Origin of the sequence: Acinetobacter sp. NIPH 284, from assembly GCF_000369425.1 — a bacterium.
In the GTDB taxonomy this organism is placed as follows: Bacteria; Pseudomonadota; Gammaproteobacteria; order Pseudomonadales; family Moraxellaceae; genus Acinetobacter.
In genome coordinates, this window is the sequence record NZ_KB850012.1 from 26,713 (window position 1) to 51,918 (window position 25,206).

Annotated in this window: 22 protein-coding genes and 1 pseudogene; 2 read left to right on the forward strand and 21 right to left on the reverse strand. The window is 40.4% G+C overall.

Translation table 11 applies throughout. From position 1 onward, the window contains the following. Positions 1-14: 14 nt before the first annotated feature. The 12 genes and pseudogenes from F908_RS14215 to F908_RS14260 form a co-directional block, all read right to left on the reverse strand. Positions 15-443: pseudogene (locus tag F908_RS14215) on the reverse strand (class I SAM-dependent methyltransferase); the annotation flags it as partial. Positions 444-461: 18 nt separating this feature from the next. Next, positions 462-638 (reverse strand): hypothetical protein, encoded by a 177-nt coding sequence (locus tag F908_RS16360; protein ID WP_005163483.1) that lies wholly within the window; start codon positions 636-638, stop codon positions 462-464. A 95-nt stretch (positions 639-733) separates the two neighbouring features. Beyond that, positions 734-1,399: an RluA family pseudouridine synthase gene (locus F908_RS14220; protein ID WP_005163485.1), complete on the reverse strand. Its 666-nt coding sequence runs from the start codon at positions 1,397-1,399 to the stop codon at positions 734-736. 174 nt (positions 1,400-1,573) lie between these two features. After that, a complete protein-coding gene (locus F908_RS14225) occupies positions 1,574-2,026 on the reverse strand; it encodes a hypothetical protein (RefSeq protein WP_005163487.1) in 453 nt (150 codons plus the stop codon). A 579-nt stretch (positions 2,027-2,605) separates the two neighbouring features. Then, positions 2,606-3,493 carry a DMT family transporter gene (locus F908_RS14230; RefSeq protein WP_005163488.1) on the reverse strand — a complete coding sequence of 296 codons (888 nt, stop codon included), beginning with the start codon at positions 3,491-3,493 and terminating at the stop codon, positions 2,606-2,608. A gap of 66 nt (positions 3,494-3,559) precedes the next feature. Continuing rightward, positions 3,560-4,138, reverse strand: coding sequence for a DUF4126 domain-containing protein (locus F908_RS14235; RefSeq protein WP_005163489.1), 579 nt, complete (start codon positions 4,136-4,138; stop codon positions 3,560-3,562). Positions 4,139-4,263: 125 nt separating this feature from the next. Continuing rightward, on the reverse strand, positions 4,264-4,407 hold the full coding sequence (locus F908_RS15780) for a zinc ribbon-containing protein (RefSeq protein ID WP_004665293.1): 144 nt from the start codon (positions 4,405-4,407) through the stop codon (positions 4,264-4,266). 168 nt (positions 4,408-4,575) lie between these two features. Continuing rightward, positions 4,576-6,339, reverse strand: coding sequence for a DUF262 domain-containing protein (locus F908_RS14240; protein ID WP_034602928.1), 1,764 nt, complete (start codon positions 6,337-6,339; stop codon positions 4,576-4,578). Positions 6,340-6,417: 78 nt separating this feature from the next. Then, positions 6,418-9,024 (reverse strand): Fe/S-dependent 2-methylisocitrate dehydratase AcnD, encoded by a 2,607-nt coding sequence (gene acnD / locus F908_RS14245; RefSeq protein ID WP_005163491.1) that lies wholly within the window; start codon positions 9,022-9,024, stop codon positions 6,418-6,420. Beyond that, positions 9,024-10,181: a bifunctional 2-methylcitrate synthase/citrate synthase gene (prpC, locus tag F908_RS14250; RefSeq protein WP_005163494.1), complete on the reverse strand. Its 1,158-nt coding sequence runs from the start codon at positions 10,179-10,181 to the stop codon at positions 9,024-9,026. Before prpC ends, acnD begins: the two co-directional genes overlap by 1 nt. Positions 10,182-10,292: 111 nt before the next feature. Further along, on the reverse strand, positions 10,293-11,174 hold the full coding sequence (gene prpB, locus F908_RS14255; RefSeq protein ID WP_005163496.1) for a methylisocitrate lyase: 882 nt from the start codon (positions 11,172-11,174) through the stop codon (positions 10,293-10,295). Next, positions 11,167-11,877 carry a GntR family transcriptional regulator gene (locus tag F908_RS14260; protein ID WP_005163504.1) on the reverse strand — a complete coding sequence of 237 codons (711 nt, stop codon included), beginning with the start codon at positions 11,875-11,877 and terminating at the stop codon, positions 11,167-11,169. Before F908_RS14260 ends, prpB begins: the two co-directional genes overlap by 8 nt. 443 nt (positions 11,878-12,320) lie before the next feature. Between F908_RS14260 and F908_RS14265 the strand changes: the two genes are divergently transcribed. After that, positions 12,321-13,526 (forward strand): amino acid aminotransferase, encoded by a 1,206-nt coding sequence (locus F908_RS14265; RefSeq protein ID WP_005163510.1) that lies wholly within the window; start codon positions 12,321-12,323, stop codon positions 13,524-13,526. 242 nt (positions 13,527-13,768) lie between these two features. Next, positions 13,769-15,139 (forward strand): phosphohexomutase domain-containing protein, encoded by a 1,371-nt coding sequence (locus F908_RS14270; RefSeq protein ID WP_005163513.1) that lies wholly within the window; start codon positions 13,769-13,771, stop codon positions 15,137-15,139. Positions 15,140-15,192: 53 nt separating this feature from the next. On the opposite strand, the gene galE is transcribed toward F908_RS14270, so the two are convergent. From galE to F908_RS14315, 9 genes are read right to left on the reverse strand one after another with little or no spacing between them, the layout of a single operon-like run. After that, positions 15,193-16,209: a UDP-glucose 4-epimerase GalE gene (gene galE / locus F908_RS14275; protein WP_005163515.1), complete on the reverse strand. Its 1,017-nt coding sequence runs from the start codon at positions 16,207-16,209 to the stop codon at positions 15,193-15,195. Then, complete coding sequence (pgi, locus tag F908_RS14280; protein WP_005163518.1) at positions 16,202-17,875, reverse strand: glucose-6-phosphate isomerase; 1,674 nt, start codon at positions 17,873-17,875, stop codon at positions 16,202-16,204. The genes galE and pgi overlap by 8 nt, the downstream gene beginning before the upstream one ends. 2 nt (positions 17,876-17,877) lie before the next feature. Next, positions 17,878-19,137 (reverse strand): nucleotide sugar dehydrogenase, encoded by a 1,260-nt coding sequence (locus F908_RS14285; RefSeq protein ID WP_005163520.1) that lies wholly within the window; start codon positions 19,135-19,137, stop codon positions 17,878-17,880. Positions 19,138-19,154: 17 nt separating this feature from the next. Next, complete coding sequence (gene galU, locus F908_RS14290) at positions 19,155-20,030, reverse strand: UTP--glucose-1-phosphate uridylyltransferase GalU (RefSeq protein ID WP_005163522.1); 876 nt, start codon at positions 20,028-20,030, stop codon at positions 19,155-19,157. 11 nt (positions 20,031-20,041) lie between these two features. Then, on the reverse strand, positions 20,042-21,916 hold the full coding sequence (locus F908_RS14295; protein WP_005163524.1) for a nucleoside-diphosphate sugar epimerase/dehydratase: 1,875 nt from the start codon (positions 21,914-21,916) through the stop codon (positions 20,042-20,044). A 45-nt stretch (positions 21,917-21,961) separates the two neighbouring features. Then, complete coding sequence (locus tag F908_RS14300; RefSeq protein WP_005163526.1) at positions 21,962-22,489, reverse strand: acetyltransferase; 528 nt, start codon at positions 22,487-22,489, stop codon at positions 21,962-21,964. Beyond that, complete coding sequence (locus F908_RS14305) at positions 22,482-23,495, reverse strand: MraY family glycosyltransferase (protein ID WP_005163529.1); 1,014 nt, start codon at positions 23,493-23,495, stop codon at positions 22,482-22,484. Before F908_RS14305 ends, F908_RS14300 begins: the two co-directional genes overlap by 8 nt. Before the next feature lie 7 nt (positions 23,496-23,502). After that, the gene (locus F908_RS14310) at positions 23,503-24,441 is read right to left on the reverse strand and encodes an NAD-dependent epimerase/dehydratase family protein (RefSeq protein WP_005163531.1); all 939 of its coding nucleotides are present in this window, start codon (positions 24,439-24,441) and stop codon (positions 23,503-23,505) included. A 3-nt stretch (positions 24,442-24,444) separates the two neighbouring features. Then, complete coding sequence (locus F908_RS14315) at positions 24,445-25,203, reverse strand: glycosyltransferase family 2 protein (protein ID WP_005163534.1); 759 nt, start codon at positions 25,201-25,203, stop codon at positions 24,445-24,447. Positions 25,204-25,206 lie beyond the last annotated feature (3 nt).

A 25,206-nucleotide genomic window follows, 5' to 3' on the forward strand; every position in this document is an offset into this window, starting at 1 on the left:
CATTATTCCTTGTTTTATTTTTTTCGCAAGAGTAGATAACTAAACTTCTGTTCATTTCCCGCTGGGGTGATATGAACTTCTTTCCCCTCTTCCACCACATCAAATGCAGATTGTCCAAAGAAATGTATCAGCTCTTGTGTGCTGTAGCGTTGCACAGGCAAACCACTACACTTCAATGCTCCATCTTCTGCAAAGGTTGAGATCACTAGATAACCACCTGATTTCAGCGCAGCAGTTACTTTTTGCAAATAACGCTGCTGATCGTTGTGCTCTGTCAAAAAATGAAAAACTGCCCGATCATGCCAAAGATCAAATTGGTGATCTGCAAACTCAACCTCGACTATATTCGCAATAAGCCATGTCACTTTGTTGGCAAGTTCTCCCAAGCGTACCTGACTTTTTTGTAACGCAGCCTCTGCCAAATCTAAAACTGTGATGTGTTTAAAGCCTTGTTCTAAAAGCTAATCAACTAAAACTGAGGCGCCACCCCCAACGTCTATGATTTCTGCCTCAGGGTTGAGTTGCGCTTTTTGGATCAATCGCAAGGAGGTCGAAGCCTGAGCTTGGAACCAACTGACTTCTTTAGGATCTTTGGTGGAATAGATGGTTTGCCAATGCTGGGTTAATGGTTGACTCATCGGGCATCTCACAAAACATTATATGTTTTTATAATCTATTATAAATCCATCCACATGCCTAGCTTAGCTACACTTATTTCACCTTAGCTTACATTTTAAAATGGAATCACCGATTTAATTTCAACGAGATGTTGTTGTAAAGGATGCTGAAAAGACAAGAATGCAGCATGCAATGCCATACGTTTAAAATGGAATTTGGCAGGTTCAGGATGATAAAGTTTATCGCCCATAATGGGATGCCCAATATGCATCATATGTACACGAAGCTGATGTGAGCGTCCTGTCACTGGTTCTAAACGCACTCTACTTTGATCCGTTGTCACGTCATACGCAATCGATTGGAATAACGTTTTGGCAGGCTTTCCCAATTCAAAATGCACCATCTGACGAGGACGATTTTCCCAATCGGTAATCAAGGGCACTTCCACACTGCCGTCTTGCTGAATCTGTCCTTGCACAAGTGCCACATAATATTTTTTAACCGTTCGTGCTTGGAACATTTTGCTAATCGCAACTTCAGCATCTCTATGCTTCGCGAACATCAACAATCCTGATGTTGCCATATCTAAACGATGTGTCACTTTAGCAGAAGGATATTGTGCTAAAACGCGCAAATACGCACTATCTTGATGCTCAGGCAAACGCCCCATGACCGACAATAGCCCTGCTGGCTTATTAATCACCACTAAATCTTCATCCTCATAGATCATCTCAAGTGGATCTTGCGGCGGTAGATAAATAAAGTTGTCATTTAGGGGCATGAGCAGTAAAGGTTCTAAATAAAGCGGGGCAATTATAGCGAGTTCTCAGCCAAAAACGAATTTTGAGATGAAATCTTGAACAGAAAACTCGTTTTATTGAAATGGTATTGAAGATGTCTAGAGTTAATGCCGTTGCCTGTTTTGATTATTGTTACGACATTAACTCCTATATTTTTATGATGCTGTTTTTATCGCTTTATTTAAACTGTCTTTATAAAGCTGCTCTAAAGTTGCAATGTCTCGATTTAAAAAAGTAATCAAATATTCTTTGGCACGACTCAACGTTAAGTACTTAAAAGAAATCGTGTCTTTGCTCTTACGTGTCACCAATCCGAATAAATCTTTTTTAGGAATAAACACAGGAATATCGCTTTCTAATTTAAATTCAAGCTGCTGTGTTTGTGAAAAGGCATCTATTGTGATGCGTAAGGTTTGTTCAGTGTAATCATCTCGTACAATAAAGCTGGTACTTACACCATCTAGCTGTAACTGACGAACCAATTGCTGACGCCATCCCATCTCATCGAAACGAGTAACGATCGTTTCTAAATCAAAAGCACCCAAATGATCAGCTTCATTTCGATTAGTTTGATGCGGATAACGTATTTTAAGATCGAATTCTTTCATTATTTTTATGACCTCTTCCAATATGATCAATTTTCTAGTTTCAATTATATCATTTTGTTTTTTATTATAAAAATTGGAGTTTATATTCAAAAAATAAATATTATAAGACCTATTTCACACTTATATTTAAATTCATTGATCGGGTTTTTATTATTTATATCTGATTGGTCATATTCTGTTTATATTAAATTTTTAGGGTATCAAGGGAAAACATGTTGTTTACTTCAACACCTATGACTTTGTAAGCCATAACCTTTGCCTATAGACTTTTGATCTATAGCGTCCTAAGCCGAATCGAGACCTTTTGGGTTCGTACACACTTGCTTTATAAGCATCGGTGCATGCTACTCTTTTCGATCCCCTTACGGAACTTTAATCGTTCCTCAACCCTTGAGACATAGTTTAGGCAGATCAGTACGGGATTGTTTTCCTAAAAACTGGTATTTTTCGCCACTAATGAAATAATTTTGCATATCCCATCCAACAATAAGAATTATTTTCCATTTCAATAAAAAATAGCTGATTTAAATTTCAATATATTCCAATTTAGATGTGTATTTTTTCATTTAAAACCTAAATTTATGCCCAGATCACCATAATGGCTGCCACAATTACCAGCCATAAACCTAAATGATCCGTCTTTGCCAATTTTTCTTTAAAGAAAAATGCTGAGATCAGTAAGCTAAATAATATCTCGACCTGTCCCAAGGTTTTGACAATTGCCACAGTTTGCATACTCATGGCACTAAACCAACCAACTGAGGCGAGAAAACTACAGATGCTCACGCGCAGGGTTAGGCCAAGACGTTGCCACATGTTATACAACGTACTGCGACTAAAGATTCCCAAATACAGCAATAATGCAATGCACTGAAAACTAATCAAACTGCATAACACCCATCCTGCACGATGCAAATATGGCAACATGCTCAGCTCTAAACTGGCTTCACGTACCAGAAGTGAAGTAATGGCAAAACATAAACCACTGCCTAAACCAATGATTAAAGTATTGAAGGAAAGTTGCGTACTATGTCGACCTTTACTCAATAAAAAAACTGCGATTGCCCCAATCAATACACCAACCCAGCCCAAAGTGGTCAACCGCTCCTGTAGAAAAACCACTGCAATCAAGGCTGCCAAAATCGCTTCGCTTTTAGCCAACCCGATACCAATCGCATAGTTCTTTTGTTGAAATAGTTTCACCATCAACGCTGTCGCAAAAATTTGGCTGATTCCTGCAATCACTACATAAAGCCAAAATGTATTGGAAAAATGGACTTGAACAGTGACAGGTTGATGCAGATAAAGGAATGCTAAATAACTAAACGCAAAAATCGGAGAAAAAATAAATCGGGCCAATGTCGTACCATAAGCATCGACTGTGGTACTGAGCTGTTTTTGAAATGCGTTGCGCCACGCCTGTATAAACGCAGCCATGATCGTGAATAGAATCCAAGTAAATGCCATAAACGCCAACGCACCATCAAAATGTGTGTGTAATTTACTCGCTTCCTTATGATTTTTCGAGTGTTATTAACACGCTGACGGATTGATCTGATTTTTTCTCTTTTTATGTATCCAACGTGCGACCACAATCACGAGAATAATCACAAATACCGTAATCACAACAGGCATCACAAATGCCAAGATCGACAAGACAATTGAGCCAATCAACTCACCTGTTGCCACCACGAAATTACCCAGTCCACCAGTGGTTGCTGTTGAAACGCCACGTGCAGCTACCGTACTCATTTGCACCATACCTGCTGTTCCACCCCCCACGATCAATGCGGCTGCCCACGTCGCAAACTGTGACATTTCTCCACTACTGACCGCCATCGTACTGAGTGTACCTGCCACTACAGCAGCAGGTGTGGCAATGGTATCCAAGAGATTATCGACCCACGGCACATAGTAAGCTGCGATTTCACAGATGGTTGCAAATCCAAGTGCCGCGCATACGGCAGGGATCGCTAACCATTCAAAGCCTTTTGCAGGTTCATACCAGCCCATCAGGGTTGCAATGCTCATCACCAATAAAGGAACAAAGACACGAAAACCACAGGCTGCGCTTAATCCTACGCCGATACAAAGTCCTAGAATTGTTTCCATCTGGGTTTTCCTTTTTTTTGTCAGGTATCACTATCTTGTTATTTCATATTTTACAGTAACAAAAAAGCCCTATCGAGTGACAGGGCTTTCATCAAAACAGTGGGTAACTGTTTGGTGTTTGCGGCTTAGGCATTCTTACTGTTGAATTGATTGCCAAGGCATTTGGTACACGGAGGTAAACGATCAGTACCAATTTCTAAATAGGTGCGATGTCCGCATTGGACACAAAAATAGAAGCCAGTTCCAGGTCTTTCGCCAGCAGTAACCATCTTTGTTCTCCATAGATTTTAGAAATGGTTCATATACTATAGCGTGATAGTTTTGATTATTTATTGACCTTTCTGACAAATGGTGATGGCGGAAAGGTGAAATAACTGTTATTCAAGAATCTAAACTACTGAAAAAGGAATAAAACCTCTATTTTTAAATACAGATATTCAAGAAACCTCTTGGTAATCATACTCATCAGCTAGAACAACTTTTGTATCAATCGACTTTTCACTCCACCAGCGTTTTAAACAGAATTGTGATAATTCTTTAGTTCTAACCTGTATTGTAGACTTATTAAATTCCTGATCACTGTCGATACTAGAGCCTAATTTCTTTGTCATAATAAATGCACTCCGCCCATAACCATCTATTTTATCAATAGGATTTTTATTCGAAACACTAGAATTCAATCCTTTTTCTAGGATCGTTAAATTTCCTAGATGATGTTCAAAATCAATAAAATCTTCTTTACTTTGGAATCCTAAAGTTAAAGGATCAAAATTAGGAGTTTGAGATAAAATATGTTCAATATTTGGGCTAGATACGACTAACTTTTTAAGTTCCTCTAAGCTATATTGAATACCTTTTACTTCTTCACAGTATGTAATAAAAATATAATTTAACGCTCTATTGCCATAAATTGCTTGTGATAAATTAGCTTGAAATTCTTCCGTTGACATCCATCTATTATTAAACCAAATCAAGCTTTCTTCTATTTCGCTAGCAGAAATCTTACCAATTTTATAAACTAGTCTTGCAATATCAGCTTTTGGATCTGTTGCCCTAGTTTTATAAACTCTTACCTCTATTAATTCCACTAGATCTAGAAAATTGAACTGTGTTCTACCCACACCTTCTAGAGATTGGTCTAATAAATTTAAAGATTGCAACCTTATTATTAAAGGATAAAGTGTTGCAGAAAGGTTTAATATAACGAATATTTTATAGAACTTTTCTTCTTTTAGCGCTCTTTCCAAAACATTTTTACAGTTAATAAAGAAATTCTTTAAGGTAGAAATATAGTCATATATAAAATCATGTATTGCTTCATAATTACAATCAGAACTATTATTCCTAAGCTCTATCAACTTTTTTTTCAAAAAATTTAAAACATAGTTAGCTGTAGGGTCATAACTTTCATTACTGTAAGTAACAAAATGATACCTCATAAGATTATCTTCATTAAACTCTTTATTTCTAATTAAATTGACCCCTAATGTATCCCCTAAATGCTTGATATCATCATATATTTCAAATATATCACTAAAATAATCATTAACAGTGTTATCTAACTTTTTATCTAAATAACGATTTGAAAAATAAATTAATAAGCTCTTAGCCTTTTCCATATTAGATAATGGCTTACCCCGATCATTAACTGTCTGAAAAATTCGAATTGCATCACCTTCTGAATTCTCTACGAACTCCATAATCTCTAATTTTTCAACAGATTTAAGAAATTTTAATTTATCTTCAATTTCATCGACTTTGAAATTGATTTCCTCAACAGCATCTCGTAATAATCGTTGACTCTTATTCTGAGGTTCTATCAAAATGTCCTCAAGAATTTGTTTAAAAAAGCCTTGGTCTCGATTGAGTGGTAACATTCTATATCTGTCATCCTCTTTTAGATAAAATCTTTCATAAAAGAATCTATCTTTTTCAGATAACTTACTTATTAATGAATTTATAATTAGACTTATCGTGGTCATCCTTTGTTGACCATCTACAATATAAAATTTTTCCTCATCATCCTCAGCCTTTGATAAAACAATGGTTCCAATATAATGATTTGAGCTTGATTCTATAGATTCTTTGATATCATCAAATAAATCACGAATATTGCTCACTTCCCAAGCATATCCTCTTTGATACTTCGGTATTTCGAAAAACCGCCCATTAAAAAAATCCTTAATTTTTATACTAGCCATAACATTAATTAACCATGAAAAACCCCACTCTAAAGTAGGGCTTTTTTTAAACAATATCAATTATTTTTAGCTAAAGTATTAAGCTACTTGACCTTCTAAAAAGTCTTGCGCAAAACGCTGTAATACACCGCCCGCTTCATATACAGAAACTTCTTCTTCTGTATCTAAACGGCAAGTGACAGGCACTTCAACAATCTCTTCTTTACCATCCGCTGTAGCACGCTCAATGACCAATGTTAAAGTCGAACGCGGTGAGATATTACCAATCACGCTATAAAGCTCAGTACCATCTAACGTCAACGTCTTACGGTTCACACCTGGTTTAAACTCAAGCGGTAACACGCCCATACCCACTAAGTTAGTACGGTGAATACGCTCAAAGCCTTCAGCTACAATCGCTTCAACACCTGCAAGACGAACACCTTTCGCTGCCCAGTCACGGCTTGAACCTTGACCATAATCCGCACCTGCAACAATGATCAACGGTTGCTTACGGTTCATGTAAGTTTCAATCGCTTCCCACATACGCATCACTTCGCCTTCAGGCTCTACACGCGCTTTTGAACCTTGTTTAATCGTGCCGTCTGAACGAACCACCATTTCATTAAACAATTTCGGGTTGGCAAATGTTGCACGTTGTGCGGTCAAATGGTCACCACGATGTGTCGCGTATGAGTTGAAGTCTTCTTCAGGTACGCCCATTTTGTGTAGGTATTCACCCGCAGCCGAATCCATCATGATCGCATTTGAAGGCGATAAATGGTCAGTCGTGATGTTATCACCCAAAATTGCAAGCGGACGCATGTTGGTCAAAGTACGTGGTGCAGCCAACGCCCCTTCCCAATACGGCGGACGACGGATGTAAGTACTCATAGGACGCCAGTCGTAAAGTGGGCTTTCCGCTTGCTCAACTTCACCGAGGTCAAACATAGGAATGTAGACTTTGCGGAATTGTTCAGGCTTCACAGCTTCTTTTACCAGTGCATCGATTTCAGCATCAGATGGCCAGATATCTTTGAGGTAAATTGGATTACCGTCTTTGTCATTTCCGAGCGCATCGGTTTCGATGTCAAAACGAATTGTCCCTGCAATCGCATACGCGACAACAAGTGGAGGCGATGCCAAGAACGCTTGTTTTGCATATGGATGGATACGACCATCGAAGTTACGGTTACCCGAAAGTACCGCTGTCGCATATAAATCACGGTCAATGATTTCTTGTTGAATCACTGGATCAAGCGCACCTGACATACCATTACACGTAGTACATGCATACGCCACGATACCAAAACCAAGTTTCTCTAGGTCTTTGAGTACGCCAGCTTCTTCAAGATAAAGTGCAGCCGCTTTAGAACCTGGTGCAAATGAAGATTTCACCCAAGGTTTACGCACTAAACCAAGTTCATTGGCTTTACGTGCCAATAAACCTGCTGCCACGGTGTTACGTGGGTTTGATGTATTGGTACAAGACGTGATCGCAGCAATGATGATCGCGCCATCAGGCATTAAACCATCAGTACGGTTTTCAACAACACCTGCAATACCTTTTTCTTTCAAGTCAGCAGTAGATACACGTGCATGTGGGTTAGATGGACCTGCAATGTTACGAGTCACTGTTGAAAGATCGAAACGGAGTACACGTGGGTACTGCGCTTTGGTCATATCCGATGCCCAAAGACCGATTTCTTTTGCGTATTGCTCAACCAATGCCACTTGTGCATCTTCACGACCTGTCAGGCGTAAATAATCAATCGTGTTTTGGTCGATGTAGAACATCGCAGCAGTTGCACCGTATTCAGGTGTCATGTTCGAGATGGTTGCACGATCACCAATCGACATGGTGTCTGCGCCTTCACCGAAGAACTCAAGATATGCACCAACGACACGTTCTTTACGTAAGAATTCAGTGAGTGCCAATACGATATCCGTAGCCGTGATGCCTGCTTGACGCTGACCGACTAGCTCAACACCAATAATGTCTGGAAGACGCATCCAAGATGCACGACCCAACATCACATTTTCAGCTTCTAAACCACCTACACCCACAGAGATCACACCAAGTGCATCCGTATGTGGTGTATGTGAGTCTGTACCTACACATGTGTCTGGGAACGCTAAGCCATCACGATTTTGGATCACTGGAGACATTTTCTCCAAGTTGATCTGGTGCATGATACCGTTACCCGCAGGGATTACGTCGACATTTTTAAATGCGGTTTTCGTCCACTCGATAAAGTGGAAACGATCTTCGTTACGACGATCTTCTACTGCGCGGTTTTTCTCAAACGCGTCAGGATCAAAGCCACCATATTCAACTGCCAAAGAGTGATCCACGATCAACTGCGTTGGAACTACTGGGTTCACTTTAGAAGGATCGCCACCTTTGTCAGCAATCGCATCACGTAAACCAGCAAGGTCGACGAGTGCTGTTTGACCTAAGATGTCATGACATACCACACGTGCAGGATACCAAGGAAAATCCATGTCCTGACGGCGTTCAATCAATTGCTTTAAATAATCAGTTAAGTTTTCTGCATCAGCTTTACGTACAAGCTGCTCTGCCAACACTTTAGATGTGTATGGCAAAGTTTCATATGCGCCTGGCTGAATATCTTCAACGGCTTGACGCACGTCATAATATTCGAGTTGGGTACCGGCCAGCGGTTTACGGTATTGATTTGACATTAACCACGCTCCGCCAATGGTTTGAATTCTAAGTTTTCAGGGCCAGTGTAGTTCGCGCTTGGACGAATGATCTTGCCGTCTTGACGTTGTTCAATCACATGTGCTGACCAACCTGCTGTACGTGCAATCACGAATAATGGAGTGAACATTGCTGTTGGAACACCCATCAAGTGATAGCTCACCGCGCTGAACCAGTCGAGATTCGGGAACATGTTCTTCACTTCTTTCATCACTGACTCTAAACGCTCAGCGATGAGGTACATTTTGGTGTTCTCTTGCGCTTCTGCAAGATCATGCGCCACTTTCTTGATCACTTCGTTACGTGGATCAGAGATGGTATAAACAGGATGACCAAAGCCGATGATCACTTCTTTCTTCTCTACACGGCTACGGATATCTGCTTCGGCTTCGTCAGCGTTGTCATAACGTTGTTGAATCACGAATGCAACTTCGTTGGCACCACCATGTTTTGGACCACGTAGCGCACCAATACCACCCGTGATTGCTGAGTACATGTCTGAACCTGTACCTGCAACAACACGTGACGTAAATGTAGAAGCGTTGAATTCATGCTCAGCATACAAAATCAAAGAGGTATGCATGGCTTGAATCCATTCTTCAGATGGCGCTTCACCATGAAGTAAATGGAGGAAATGCGCAGCGATTGAGTCATCATTCGTTTCAACTTCGATACGACGACCGTTGTTGCTGAAGTGGTACCAATACAACAACATTGAACCCAAGCTTGCCATCAATTTGTCAGCGATGTCTTTTGCACCTGCTTCATTGTGGTCTTCATGTTCAGGCGTTAAACAACCTAAAACTGATACACCTGTACGCATCACATCCATTGGGTGTGCAGATGGCGGTAACTGCTCAAGTGCAGTTTTCAATGCTGCTGGTAAGCCACGAAGTGCTTTCAGTTTTGCTTTATAGGCTTTCAGCTCAGCTTTGTTGGGCAGTTTGCCATGTACAAGCAAGTGCGCAACTTCTTCAAATTCGCTACCCACTGCAAGGTCAAGAATGTCATAACCACGATAGTGCAAGTCATTACCACTACGACCTACGGTACAAAGTGCTGTGTTACCTGCAACTTGACCACTTAACGCAACTGATTTTTTTGGCTTGAAGCCTGTTGGAGTTTCATTACTGCTCATAAGATTGTCCTTTTCTGTTCTTTCTATGTGAATTATGAGTTCTAAAATCCCACTTGCGGAGCTACAACCGCTCCTCACCTCCCTTTCCAAAGGGAGATTTAGGGGGATTCCTTATTTTGCTTTTTCAAATGACGCATCAAGATACTGTTCAAACGCATGGTAGTTAATGCGTTCATACAATTCTTGACGGGTTTGCATGGTGTCAACAACGTTCTTCTGTGTGCCTTCTTGACGCAAAGTCACATACACATTTTCTGCCGCTTTATTCATCGCACGGAATGCTGAAAGTGGATACAACGCAATGCTTACATCCGCAGAAGCCAACTCTTCAGTCGTGAATAATGGTGTAGAACCAAATTCAGTAATGTTTGCTAATACTGGAACTTTAGTCAGGTCAGCAAATTGCTTATACATTGCCAATTCAGTGATTGCTTCAGGGAACAACATATCCGCACCAGCTTCAATATACGCACCTGCACGATCAATTGCTGCTTGTAAGCCTTCAACTGCAAGTGCATCAGTACGCGCCATAATCACAAAACTTTCATCGGTACGAGCATCAACAGCAGCTTTAATACGATCAACCATTTCTTGTTGGGTCACGATCGCTTTGTTTGGACGGTGGCCACAACGCTTTGCGCCCACTTGGTCTTCGATGTGCATTGCTGCTGCACCGAACTTAATCATTGATTTAGTGGTACGTGCAATATTGAAAGCTGAAGCACCAAAGCCCGTATCCACATCAACCAATAATGGTAAATCACAGACATCGGTAATACGGCGTACATCCGTCAATACATCATCAAGGTTACTAATCCCTAAATCAGGTAAACCTAGCGAACCTGCGGCAACACCACCACCTGACAAATAAATTGCTTTATAGCCTGCACGTTTTGCTAACAATGCATGATTGGCGTTAATCGCACCGACCACTTGTAATGGTTTTTCATTTGCGACCGCGTCGCGGAATAGCTGACCAGCAGATTTAGCCATTTTGATGTTCTCCTTGGGTTTGCAGCAATGTTTGCTCAACAATTTTGTAGGATGCATTGATGTGACGGTGCATTAGCATTTCAGCAAGTTCACCATCACCTTCTGCAATCGCATCTAAAATGCGGATATGTTCGTCCCAAGCTTTGCTCGGTCGATTTGGGGTATTTGAAAACTGAATTCGGTACATACGGATGAGGTGATACAGCTCATCACATAACATTTTTTCTAAGGTTTTATTGCCACTGCTTTTGATAATGCAGTAATGGAAATCGTCTTGACCTTCTTGTAGGTAATAACCCTTACCTGCTTTAAAATTTTCATCTTCAGCATGCATTCGTAACACATCACGCAATGCTAAAATTTGTTTTTTATCAATATGCTGAGCTGCTAGTTTGCAGGCTAAACCCTCAAGCGAAGCGCGAATCTGATAGAGTTCTTGAAACTGTTGTAGTGACAGTGACACCACGCGTGCACCGACATGTGCCGTACGCTCAACCAATCGCTGGCCTTCTAGACGATGAATCGCTTCACGCAAAGGCCCACGACTAATGCCATAGATGCGTGCCAACTCAGGCTCAGAAATCTTACTGCCCGCAGGAATTTGTCCTAACACGATTGCCGATTGAATTTGCTTAAATACGTGTTCCGTCAGAGTAATACTCTGACTCGTGCTGATGGCTTGAGGAACAAGAGTATCTTGCATATTGTCGACAATCTCTACAGTTTTGATGATTTTATAACGGGATAATAGAAATAATGCAATAGGATTGTCGACAATAAAATAGACCTGTGCAGTCAGTCAGACATTCTATCCATTCTGATTAGAATCATTCAAAACCGTCATAAAAATCACAATAATTATAAATAAAACAAATATTTATGATTTTATTGCAATTGATCTACGCTCAATTTTGTATATCTTTGGACTCATTAATATTGCTTATGCTACGACTATGGTATGACAGCTTGATTGTAGACAATCTTTATAATCGAGTGCTTTGCTACAAATTTTTTTAAGTAAATACTGCACCATAAATGTAAATAACAGCGTGCTTCATCATCGCTTTATTGGTACATTATTGGGCATCTGGAGCAGCGCTCCACAAGACACATCCATGCACCTTGTTGAATAAAAGGACATTGTTAATGTTTCAACATATCCCACCTTATGCAGGCGACCCAATTCTCTCTTTAATGGAACAGTTCAACGCTGATCCACGCGCTGAAAAGGTTAATTTAAGTATTGGTTTGTACTACAACGAAGACAGTATCGTTCCACAGCTCGAAACTATTATCGAAGCTCAAAAACGTATTGCACCTAAAAATACTCAAACCAAACTTTATCTACCAATGGAAGGTTTTAAACCTTACCGTGATGCGATTCAAGCGTTATTGTTTGGTGCAAATAGCCCTGCAATTCAACAAGGTCGTGTTGCTACCATCCAAACGCTTGGTGGTTCAGGTGCATTAAAAGTTGGTGCAGATTTCTTAAAAACTTATTTCCCAAATTCAGAAGTGTGGGTGAGCCAACCAACGTGGGATAACCATGTTGCGATTTTCAACGGTGCTGGTATCAAGAGCAACTACTATCCATATTTCAATGCTGAAACACGTGGCGTTGATTTTGATGGCATGTTGTCGACATTAAAAACTTTGCCAGAGCAAAGCATCGTGTTGTTACACCCTTGCTGTCACAACCCGACAGGTGCGGATCTAAATCCAGCACAGTGGGATCAAGTGATTGCGGTATTAAAAGAGCGTAACTTGATTCCATTCCTCGACATCGCTTATCAAGGCTTTGGCGATAGCATGGAACAAGATGCCTATGCGATTCGTGCTTTAGACCAAGCTGGTTTGAACTTCATCGTAAGCAACTCGTTCTCTAAAATCTTCTCACTTTATGGTGAGCGTGTTGGTGGTTTAACTTTCGTATGTGACGATGCTGAAGCAGCAAAATGCACATTCGGTCAGTTAAAAGCAACTGTACGTCGTATCTACTCTAGCCCACCAACAACTGGTGCATGGTTGGTTGATCAAGTATTAAATGACGCTGATCTCAATCAACAATGGCAAAATGAAGTGAAAGAGATGCGCGAACGTATTATCAAAATGCGTAGCATCTTAAAAGATGAGTTGACTAAAGCACTTCCTGACCGTGACTTTAGCTACCTTGTAAACCAAAAAGGTATGTTCAGCTACACAGGTTTGACAGGCGAGCAAGTCGACACCTTACGTGAAGAATATGCAATTTATCTTGTTCGCAGTGGTCGTATCTGCGTTGCAGGTTTAAATATGAATAATATTTATAAAGTTGCAAAAGCAATGGCTGAAGTTCTAGCAAAATCAGCTTAAAATCCCCTTGCGGAGCTATAATCGCTCCTCATCTCCCTTTTAAAAGGGAGACTTTATGGATCAAAAAAGGTTGTCTCACGTGAAACAACCTTTTTTATTTGCTACTCATATATTTAAGATTGATCATCAAGCTTAGGCAAAGAAAAATGATTTAATGATTAAATCTGTATCATTCAATGTTCAATCTAGCTCAGTCTTTGTATACTGCAACACATGAATAAACAACAAACAGCTCTTTTAAAATGACTCAACTGACTTGCTTCAAAGCGTATGATATTCGCGGAAAATTAGGCACCGAACTGAACGAAGAAATCGCCTATAAAATTGGTCGTGCATACGGACAAATCTATCAACCTAAAAAAGTGGTGATTGGTTGTGATATCCGTTTGACTAGCGAAGGTTTAAAACAAGCAACCATTCGAGGTCTCAATGATGCGGGTGTCAATGTTCTAGATTTAGGCATGACGGGCACTGAAGAAGTCTATTTCGGCGCTTTTCATCTTGATGTCCAAGGTGGTATTGAAGTAACTGCCAGCCACAACCCGATGGACTACAATGGCATGAAATTGGTACGTGAAAATGCACGTCCAATAAGTGCTGATACGGGTTTAAAAGACATCCAAGCACTCGCTGAATCAGGTACTTTTACAGAAGTTGAGCAAAAAGGTACAACTGAAAACTATAATATTTTGCCAGAGTTTGTCGATCACTTATTAACCTACATCGATCCTCAGAAAATTAAACCACTCAAGCTTGTGGTGAATGCGGGTAATGGTGCCGCAGGTCATGTCATCGATGCGATTGAACAAAAGTTCCAACAGCTCAATATTCCTGTTGAATTTATCAAAATTCATCATGAAGCCGATGGAACCTTCCCTAATGGTATTCCGAATCCGATCTTAATTGAAAACCGAGACAGTACCCGTGATGCTGTGCTTGCGCACAATGCAGATATGGGCATTGCATGGGATGGTGACTTTGACCGTTGCTTCCTATTCGATGAGAAAGGTCAATTCATCGAAGGCTACTACATTGTTGGCTTATTGGCACAAGCATTCTTAATCAAACAATCTGGCGAAAAAGTTGTGCATGATCCACGCCTAGTTTGGAATACCTTTGATATCGTAGAGCAATACCAAGGTATCGCAGTTCAATCAAAATCTGGACATGCTTTTATTAAAGATGTGATGCGTGAACACAATGCTGTTTACGGTGGGGAAATGAGTGCACATCATTATTTCCGCGATTTTGCTTATTGTGATAGTGGCATGATTCCTTGGTTACTCACGATTGCCCTACTCTCAGAAACAGAACAATCACTCTCGACACTCGTTGAAAATATGATTGCCAAATTCCCTTGTAGCGGCGAAATCAATTTTAAAGTAGCAGACACACAAGCAACCGTTCAAAAGATTTTTGATCATTATGCAGACCAAAATCCATTAGTAGACCGTACCGATGGTGTTAGCCTTGATTTTGGTGCATGGCGCTTGAATGTCCGCGCATCGAATACAGAACCATTACTACGCTTAAATATTGAAAGTCGTGCTGATAAAAATCCGCAACCTATGCAAAATTATGTGGATGAGTTGACAGATTTGATTCAAGGATAAGCGAAAAGTTAAAAAACAGGGAGCTGTTACTCCCTGTTTATATGAAACAATAATTATTGATATCCATTTGGATTTTGTTTTTGCCAGTTCCAGCTATCTGCCAACATATCTTGCAATGTATATTGCGGCTTCCAACCTAACTCTGCTATAGCACGGGTATTATCTGCAAATGAAATGGCCACATCACCCGCACGGCGTGGTGCAAATTCAAAAGCCACTGGCACACCATTGATCTGTTCAAAGGTATCTTTCACCTGTAAAACCGATGAACCATTGCCTGTGCCAATGTTCCAAGCACGGCAGCCTTGTGTAGATAAGCGATTATTTAAGGCACATAAATGGGCTTTGGCTAAATCAACCACATGGATATAATCACGAACCCCTGTACCATCGATGGTGTCATAATCATTGCCATAAATGGACAATTTTTCGCGACGACCGACTGCGACTTGAGTGACATAAGGCATTAAGTTATTTGGAATTCCTTGTGGATCTTCACCAATCTGACCGCTTTTATGCGCCCCCACTGGGTTAAAATAACGAAGTAAAGCAATCGACCAGCGAGAATCTGCCTGTGCCAGTTTTTGCAACATCTGTTCAATGATCAGCTTGGTATAGCCATAGTTGTTGCTTGGCATGCCTGTTGGCATATCTTCATTCAAAGGCGAAAGATTGGCTTCGTCATAAACCGTTGCAGATGAACTGAATACCAAGCTAAATACACCTGCGCGCTCCATCGCCTTGACCAACTGAACACTGCCCGTAATATTATTGTCAAAATAAGCCAATGGAATCTGCTGGCTTTCACCAACCGCTTTCAGACCAGCAAAATGAATGACTGCATCAATCTGATGGTCTTGGAAAACTGAATCTAACTCAGCCTGATTGCGAATATCACCCTGCACAAACACCAAATTTTTATTTGCTAATGCTTGTACTCGACACAAAGACTCTTCAGAGCTGTTTGAGAGGTTATCGAAGACAATCACCTCGTGACCTGCGGTAAGCAACTCTAAACAGGTATGGGAGCCAATATAGCCCGCACCACCCGTCACTAAAACTTTAGCCATCTGTTTTTCCTAATAATATTTTCAACAAACCTTGTGTTGATGCATCAAATTTAGAGAGATCATCCTGTTCACGGTTCAAAATCGGTAACAGCTGATTGGCAATTTCTTTGCCTTTTTCAACGCCCCATTGATCAAAAGGGTTAATATTCCACAACACCGACTGCACAAAAACCTTATGTTCATACATCGCAATCAGCATCCCTAAGCTATAAGGATTCAGCTCTTTGAGTAAAATAGTGGAGCTAGGTTGATTGCCTTCATATTGTTTATACGTTGGTAAATCTTCTAGCTCATCTGCTGCCAAGGCTTGATTCCCAAAGGCCAACAGGCGCGACTGTGCCAAACAGTTGGATAAAGCCAAATGATGCTGCTCAGCCAAGGCCTCTGCACTTTCAGCATAGGTAAACTGATTGGCATTATAGCGTTTCACAGGGGCAATAAAGTCACAACTGACGGAGTGCGTGCCTTGATGCAGCAATTGATAAAAGGCATGCTGTGCATTGGGCCCAACCTCTCCCCACACAATTGGGCAAGTGGCTGAACTGACCTTTTCTCCATTGCGTTGAATCGATTTCCCATTAGATTCCATTTCAAGCTGCTGCAAATAAGCTGCAAAATATTTGAGACGACCATCATACGGTAAAACTGCATGGGTCTGGATATCCAGAAAATTGTTATTCCACGCGCCTAATAGTCCCATCAAAACAGGAATATTCTGCTGAAATGGTGCGGATTGAAAATGCTGGTCAATCGCATAAGCACCTGCTAACAGTTGCTTAAATCCGTCAACACCAATGGTCAGCGCAATTGGTAAACCAATACATGACCACAAGGAATAACGCCCCCCAACCCAATCCCAGAGCAACAGCTGTTTATCAGCAGCAATGCCCCACTCTGTCATCTTGTCAGGCTTAGTCGAAACCCCGATAAAATGATTTTGCAGAATCTTCTCATTTTGCCCCAATGCCTTTTCTAACCATTGACGTACGGTTTGGGCATTAGAAAGTGTATCAATAGTGCCAAATGATTTTGACGAGATGATAAATAAGGTTGTTTCAGGACGGAGTTGATGCAGTAACTCAGACAGTTGACTACCATCCATAGTCGAAACAAAATGTACATTTAAAGGTTTTGTAGTTGCGACCTTAAAGTCAGACAATGCATGTGTCACCATGAGTGGGCCGAGATCAGATCCCCCAACCCCAATATTCACCACATCTTGAATCACCTCACCCGTCGCACCACGATACTGTCCAGCATGGATTTTATCCACTAAAGCATACATTCGCTCCAACTGTTGCTGTACCAGTTGATTGACTTCGGAAAAATCTGAACCCGATTGAGGTAAACGTAAAGCCCAATGCATTGCTGCACGATGTTCTGTATAGTTAATCTGCTCAGATGAAAACAGTGTTTTAATCCACCGTTTTAAATCTTGTGCCTGCGCTAAGTCCACTAAGCTATTTAAAATCGTTTGATCAATACGATGCTTACTGAAGTCCAAAACAATTTGGTCATACTCAACCGAAAAACGTTTAAAGCGTGCAGAATCTGCTGCAAATAATGTATTTAGATGAACCTCTTTAAATTGCTGTTGTAAAGATATCAGGTGCTCCACGACGGAAGCCTGCTCTTTTACAGCAAAAGGCTGAATCTGCTCGATCATCTTTAACGTCCCACGCCCATATATGCAAAACCTTGTGCTTTGACATAGTCAGGATCATAAATATTGCGACCATCCAAAATTAAAGGATGCCTCATCAACTGTTCAAGCTGCTTAAATTCTGGACTCCAGTATTGTTTCCAAGCCGTAAGTACACAAAGACCATGCACATCTTTTACCGCATCATACTGATTTTCACAAAGAATCAGATCGTCACGTTGACCATACATTAGCTTTATTTCATCTAAAGCTTGAGGATCATGAAGATGAACCTTTACCCCTTGCGCCCAGAGTGCTGCAAGCATTTGGTGAATAGGTGATTGCTGAATACTTGAGGTATTTTCTTTAAAAGAAGCACCCCAAATTGCAACAGATTTTCCCTGTAAATCCCCATGATAATAGTTCCAAAACTTACGGAACAGGATTTCTTTTTGTTGCTCATTAATTTGCCACACTTGTGCAAGCAATTGGCTTTTCACGCCTGTATTTGCAACTGTATTAGAGAGTGTCAGAATATCATGAGAAAAATTTTCACCGCCAAAACCAGCACCAGGGGCTAAGTAAGCTGAACCAATACGGTTATCCGCTGCCATACCCTGACGTACTGATGCAATATCAATCCCAAGTTTCTCAGCAACCACAGCCAAATCATTGATATAACTGATCCGTGTTGCCAACATGCCTGAGATACTCAGTTTGGTAAACTCAGCATCTAGAATCGGCATAAATAGATATTGCTGCGCCAAAGGGAAAAAAGGACGAAGTAATTCTTTGACTTTGGTCTGAACATTAGCTTGAGTACATCCCACGATCAACTGCTTAGCTTGGGTCAGACTCTGTAACGCATTTCCCTCTTGGATGGTATCTGGTAAATAGACCCAGTCATCTTCAGAAAGGATTTGTTGAAAATGCTCAGTCCCATGTAAGCCAAAGGTGGATGCATTGATCATCAGTTTAGGATGAATAATCGGACGCTGTTTTAGTGATGCTAACAGTTGAAAAACTTGTTGCTCTTGAGTTTGATTAAAACTAAATAAGTAGGCATCAATGTCTAAAGGAATACCATCCAGATCACGATAAATCAAAAATCCACTACTGAGTTGTTTTTCAAGTAAGCGACTGACATTTTCATCATAAAAAGAATATTGCTGACCATTTTCATTTGGGTTGAGGTGGGAACACCAATATACAAAATGCCCAGATTCAGACAATAATGCAGACATCACGCCTGCATATAATGTATTGCCAAAGATTGCAACTTTCATAACTACACGCCCTAAAACTATAGGACTAATTCTTGGATTAAGCCCTTAAACTCTGCGCCCAATTTTGGATGCTCGATACCATAGTGTAATACAGCTTTTAAATATCCAAGCTTACTACCACAATCAAAGGTTTGCCCCTTCATACGGTAGGCTTCCACAGTTTCTGATCGCTGCAATGCTGCAATCGCATCCGTGAGTTGGATTTCATTCCCTGCCCCACGGGGTGTATCTGCTAATAGACCCATAATCTGAGCGGGTAAAATATAACGTCCCACCACCGATAAATTTGAAGGAGCTGTGCCGACAGCAGGCTTTTCAACAATTCCCTGCATCGTAATACTTTCACCTTCGTTCGGTGTAACTGCAACATCTACAATACCATATTGATCCACCAAATGGTCAGGAACAGCTTCCACCATAATTTGTGCAGCCTGAGACTGTTCATAACGCTGGATCATTAAGGACAGGTCATTTTCAGCAGTCTGATTTTTTACCAGAACATCAGGCAGTAACACCGCAAACGCCTCATCACCCACAATATCTTTGGCACATAACACCGCATGGCCCAGACCTAAAGGCTGTGGTTGGCGCACACTCACCACACTCACATGCTTCGGTAAAATATCAGTAATTTCCTTGAGTAAATCAAATTTCTTTTTTTGCTCTAAAGTTGTTTCTAACTCAAAGTTACGATCAAAATAGTTCTCAATTGATGCCTTAGATGAATGCGTCACCAAAATAATTTGCTCAATACCCGCCTCAACTGCCTCTCGTACTACATACTCAATTGCGGGACGATCGACTACCGTCACCATTTCCTTTGGAATGGATTTACTTGCTGGTAAAAAACGAGTGCCTAAACCTGCAACAGGTAAAATTGCTTTTTTGATCATACAATACTCTCTTAATTAACTCGTACTTCGCCGCTACGTTTATAGCCATCAACATAATATTCTAACTGACTTAAAGCCCAATCTACATCATGATCTACTGCAGTCATTTGATTGATTCGACTGAATACAGACTGAATCTCTTGTAACGGATAATGCTTTTCAAAAGAACGTAAAATACGAGTATGCTCGGTATAATCTGTGTTATCTTGATCAATGAGTAGTTCCTCGTAAAGTTTTTCTCCCGGACGTAAACCACTATAAGCGATTTCAATATCACCATCCGTTGTATTTGCTTCTCGAACTTTTAAACCACTTAAAGCGATCATTTGTCGTGCTAAATCCTGAATTCGAACAGGTTCACCCATATCGAGTAAGAACACATCACCACCTGAACCTAATGCCCCAGCTTGAATGACTAACTGAGAAGCTTCAGGAATCGTCATAAAATAACGTGTTACATCAGGATGAGTCACCGTAATTGGGCCACCTTTTGCAATCTGCTGTCTAAATAAAGGTACAACTGAACCTGATGAACCTAATACATTTCCGAAACGTACGATACTGATCTGAGTATTTGGTTTCGTTTCAGCCACGGCTTGACAATAAAGCTCGGCCATCCGTTTCGATGCACCCATGACATTCGTCGGTCTAACTGCTTTATCCGTTGAAATCAGTACAAAGGTTTCCACGCCTTTTTTTACAGCGGCATTTAAACTATTTGCGGTTCCAATTGCATTATTTTTTAATCCAGCAATTGGATTACACTCAACCAATGGAACATGTTTATAAGCTGCAGCATGGTAGACTGTTTGCACATGATATTGTTCAATGATACGTTCTAATTTTTGTTGATCTTGTACAGTTCCTAAAATGGGAACAATGTCGCAACTGGCAATTTGCCTTAACTCTTTATCAATATCATATAATGCAAACTCAGTTAATTCATATAAAACCAGCATTTTAGGTTGATTTTTTATGATTTGTCGACAAAGCTCTGAACCAATCGATCCGCCAGCGCCTGTCACCATAACAATTTTATTTTGAATATTTTTAGCCAATAAATGGGCAATAGGTGGAACAGGATCTCGTCCTAAAAGGTCAATAATATCAACCTCACGGATATCTGAAACTCGAATATCACCATCGACCAATTTGGTCAGTCCTGGAATTTCGGTAATTTTAATATGTGCAGGTTCTAAAAATTTGACAATCTCGCTTTTACGCATCCGTCCTACAGAAGGCAGCGCAATCAGAATTTCATCGACATTTTTTTTAGCTAACAATTTTAAGGCGCTGTCTGCGTCATAGACTTTTAAACGGCCCAACTGCTGCCCAGTGAGTGAGGGATCATCATCAATAAACAACACGGGTAAGTGTTCATCTGAATTGTATAGTGCCGCTGCAATTTGCTGCCCTGCATCGCCCGCGCCATAAATCGCGATGCGTTTTTTTTGTACATCGGCTTGTAAATAAGAACGCACGATAAAGCGAATAAAACCGCGGCTAAACCAAACCCATGCGAACATGAGAAATCCGAACATGAGCGGAATAGAAGTGGGAATAAAGGCATCGGTAAAATAAGCCAGCGCATACAACCCTGCCACAGCCAAAGAAGTACCCAACCCCAATTTGACCATAAACAGTTCGCTGTAGGTGCGCACAATAAAGCGATACACCCCAAAAATAAACAGCGATACAACTGCAATCACACTTGCCCATACCGAACCAAAAGCCAAGTTGGGCACCACTTCTGCGCCTAAATCAAACTGGCGAATGGCATAACATAGCCACAGTAATACAGGAAATACACAGAAATCCAGCACAACTAAAAATGCGAGTTTGGCAGCGCGTGGGGATTCTACAGCAGGTTCGATAATGGATTTCATAAATATACAATTATTAATATTTGAATTTTAAAACACCGTATTACTTTAATGCAGAATACAGGTTCCAACCTCTAAAAATGAATGTGCAGCGATAGTTTGACCACCTGCGACTTTTACCCCCACGCTTAAATGAGCAAATTCCTCAATGACCACGTCATGATCTAATAATGTACCAATATTCAATATTACACCATCATTGATCACAGTTTTATAACTAATTACACACCCTGCCATCACACTCACCCCTAGACCAATATCAGCTGTTGGACTCACAACTGTTTTAGGATGAATCACCGAAGTCAATTCTATACCCAAGGCTCGCAAGGTCTGTTGCCATTGCTGCCGTAATGTATTATTGCCTACCGCCACAATCGCTTGAAGCTGCGTATTCTGCAACTGATTTAAATTAGCAATATTTGTCACAATGTTATATTCCGCCACATGCTGTGTTGCAGGCCAGCGGTCATCGGCAAACATAATCTCTTGCCATTGTCCACTCAGTTCTGCAGCTTCTGCAACGGCCAAACCGTATCCCCCTGCACCTAAAATTAACAAGCTGGGTTTATTAAGCATTTGGATGACCTGCTTTGAATTTTATAGCCACAATTAACAATGGTATATAGGCAATCAGTACTGCCAACTCAGGGTATGCCCATGCTTGTGTAACCGTCATATAAGCGATAGGAAATAACCACAATAGGTTAATCGCTGCAACCGCCAACGTCACGGGGATATGACTTCCGCATTTACGCGATAAAATTTGATAGCTATGGCTTCGATGTGCATCATACATTTTATAGCCGCTCAATACGCGTTTTATGAGGGTATAAGTCGCATCTACCACAAATACACCTAGACAAATGATCCACGCACAAAACAGTGCCAAGTTTTCTTTGAGGGTGATGAGCGCCAAAATACCCAAAGTGAGGCCGAGAAATCCGCTACAGGCATCGCCCATAAAAATTTTAGCCTTGGGAAAGTTCCACAGTAAAAAGCCAAATACACAGGCGGCCAATAACCACAATATGTCTGAGTTCAATGTGGTATTCAGTACATAATACAAAATGGCCATGCTAACGACAGTGGTAATGGCTTCGACACTGGCAATGCCGTTAATGCCATCCATAAAGTTGTATAGATTGAGCAACCATACCAAAAATAATACTGCAATAATATTGGCGATAAAGCCAAGTTGCAGACCATTAAAAGCCGTAACTTCGCTAAAGCCACCCAAGCTGATCACCACGCCAATGGCCACCAAGAAATGTATGGCTAAACGCAGCATGGAGTTAATATGTCCATGGTCATCTAAAAAACCAAGTAAAGCAATGACAAAACCCGCTGCCATAAGAGTTAAGCCAATATGTAGCGTCAATTGTTGGCTGTATATCAGCACAGCCAGCGCCAACAAGTAGCTACACACCACTGCAACACCACCTCCACGTGGCGTAGGTACACTGTGGGAACTACGTTCATTAGGGTTATCTATGATATTTTTCTTGAGGGCATAAGCTCGCATGTAGCCTGTGAATAATAATGTTAGTATAAAAAATACGATGCTCAGCGCAAAAATTGACATGCGTAAATTACTCTTTCATTTTTAAATAGTTTTGACCCGCTTGCAGCATCGCTTGCTGGGTACTCAATGGTGCTGTCCAACCCAGCAGCTTCTGAGCTTTGGTCGTATCGACTTCTAGTGACTCAAACAACTGCTCATAGAGTTTGGATTTGCCAATACATGCAGCGCCTAGTTTCATAAGCGGTTGCGGAATATAAATAAAATGTGCTTTTTTTCCCATGCCCTGTTTTAAATATTGCACCAACTCACGTGTAGAAATAGGAGTTTGATCTGCCACCAAAAATGTTTGATTGGCTGCATTTGGATGTTCAATACAGGTTTGAATAAAGTCTACCAAGTTTTCTAGTGCGACAAAGCTGCGTTTATTGTTTGTGCCTGCAAAAGGTAAAGGTAAATTGCTTGCAACTAGTTTGAGTAACCGAGCAAAGTTACCTGGTGCATGAGCGGCATAAACTAAAGGTGGACGAATAATGACTAATTCTGTAGCTGATCCCGCAAATAGCTTTTTAAGCTCTTGCTCAGCCTCTGATTTGGAAACCGCATAATCTGCATGAGGCTGTGCTAAAGCATCTTCTGTAAATGGTTGCTGCAGCGTCACTGAACCATTCACACCGATAGAACTCATAAATATAAAGCGTTTTACTTTTTTGTCTAAAGCCTGACGTGCTAATTGCAAAGTACCTTCTACATTCACTTTGCGAAATTCGCTCAATGGATCTGTTGTTTGTTCATTCAAAATATGGGCACGACCAGCTAAATGAATAATTACGTCTATATTTTCTGGAAAATCTGCTTCGAAAATATTTTTAGCAACAAGTTGCTGAATCTTTGACGGTAGACCACTATTTTCAGTACGAACTAAAATAATAGTTTCATGCAAGATATTCACTTTTTGGACTAAAGCGGCCCCTACAAAACCTGTTGCACCTGTTATTAGAACTCTCATCCCTTAGACTCTCTTCAAAAGAGCTTTAATCATATAATAAGAAAAATAATATAAAGAACTAATTATATTTAATTGAAGATATTCTCGGTAAATCCTCCAAGTCCACCCAGCAGCTTTAAACTTATTTCCAGAGATACTCTGACCATCTTCAGCAACTCTATAATAAGCTATAGGGTCTTGAATACCTATGCCTTTTACATTTGGGTTAGAGTTAAAAATTTCTAGCCAAAATAAATAATCTTCGTGACCAATCTTTTTTTGCCGGATTTCCGGATATTTTTTAAAATTATAGATCGCAGTTAGATTACCAATTGGATTACCTTTTAATAACTCTTTTTTATCTAATACGTTAGGAACCTTTACTACATTTTTAACTCCTTCACTATTAAATCTATAGTAAGAACCATATACAACATCAACATCATTTCTTTCTTTCAAAACTGCTAATTGCTTTTCTAACTTATCTTCTGCCCATTTATCATCAGAATCTAGGAATGCGACAAAGTCACCTTTTGCGTGGTTTAGACCTGTATTCCTAGCCTCTGCAACACCTTGATTTTTTTCTTTTTTTAAAAGATTAACTCTTTTATCTCTTGCTATATAATACTGTACTATTTCGACAGTATGATCAGCTGAACAATCATCTATTACTATTAATTCAAAATTTGGATATGTTTGTGCTATAACACTTTCAATAGACGCTGCTATAAGTTTTTCTGCATTATATGCAGGCATAATTATAGAAAAAAGTTTTTCAGACATTTT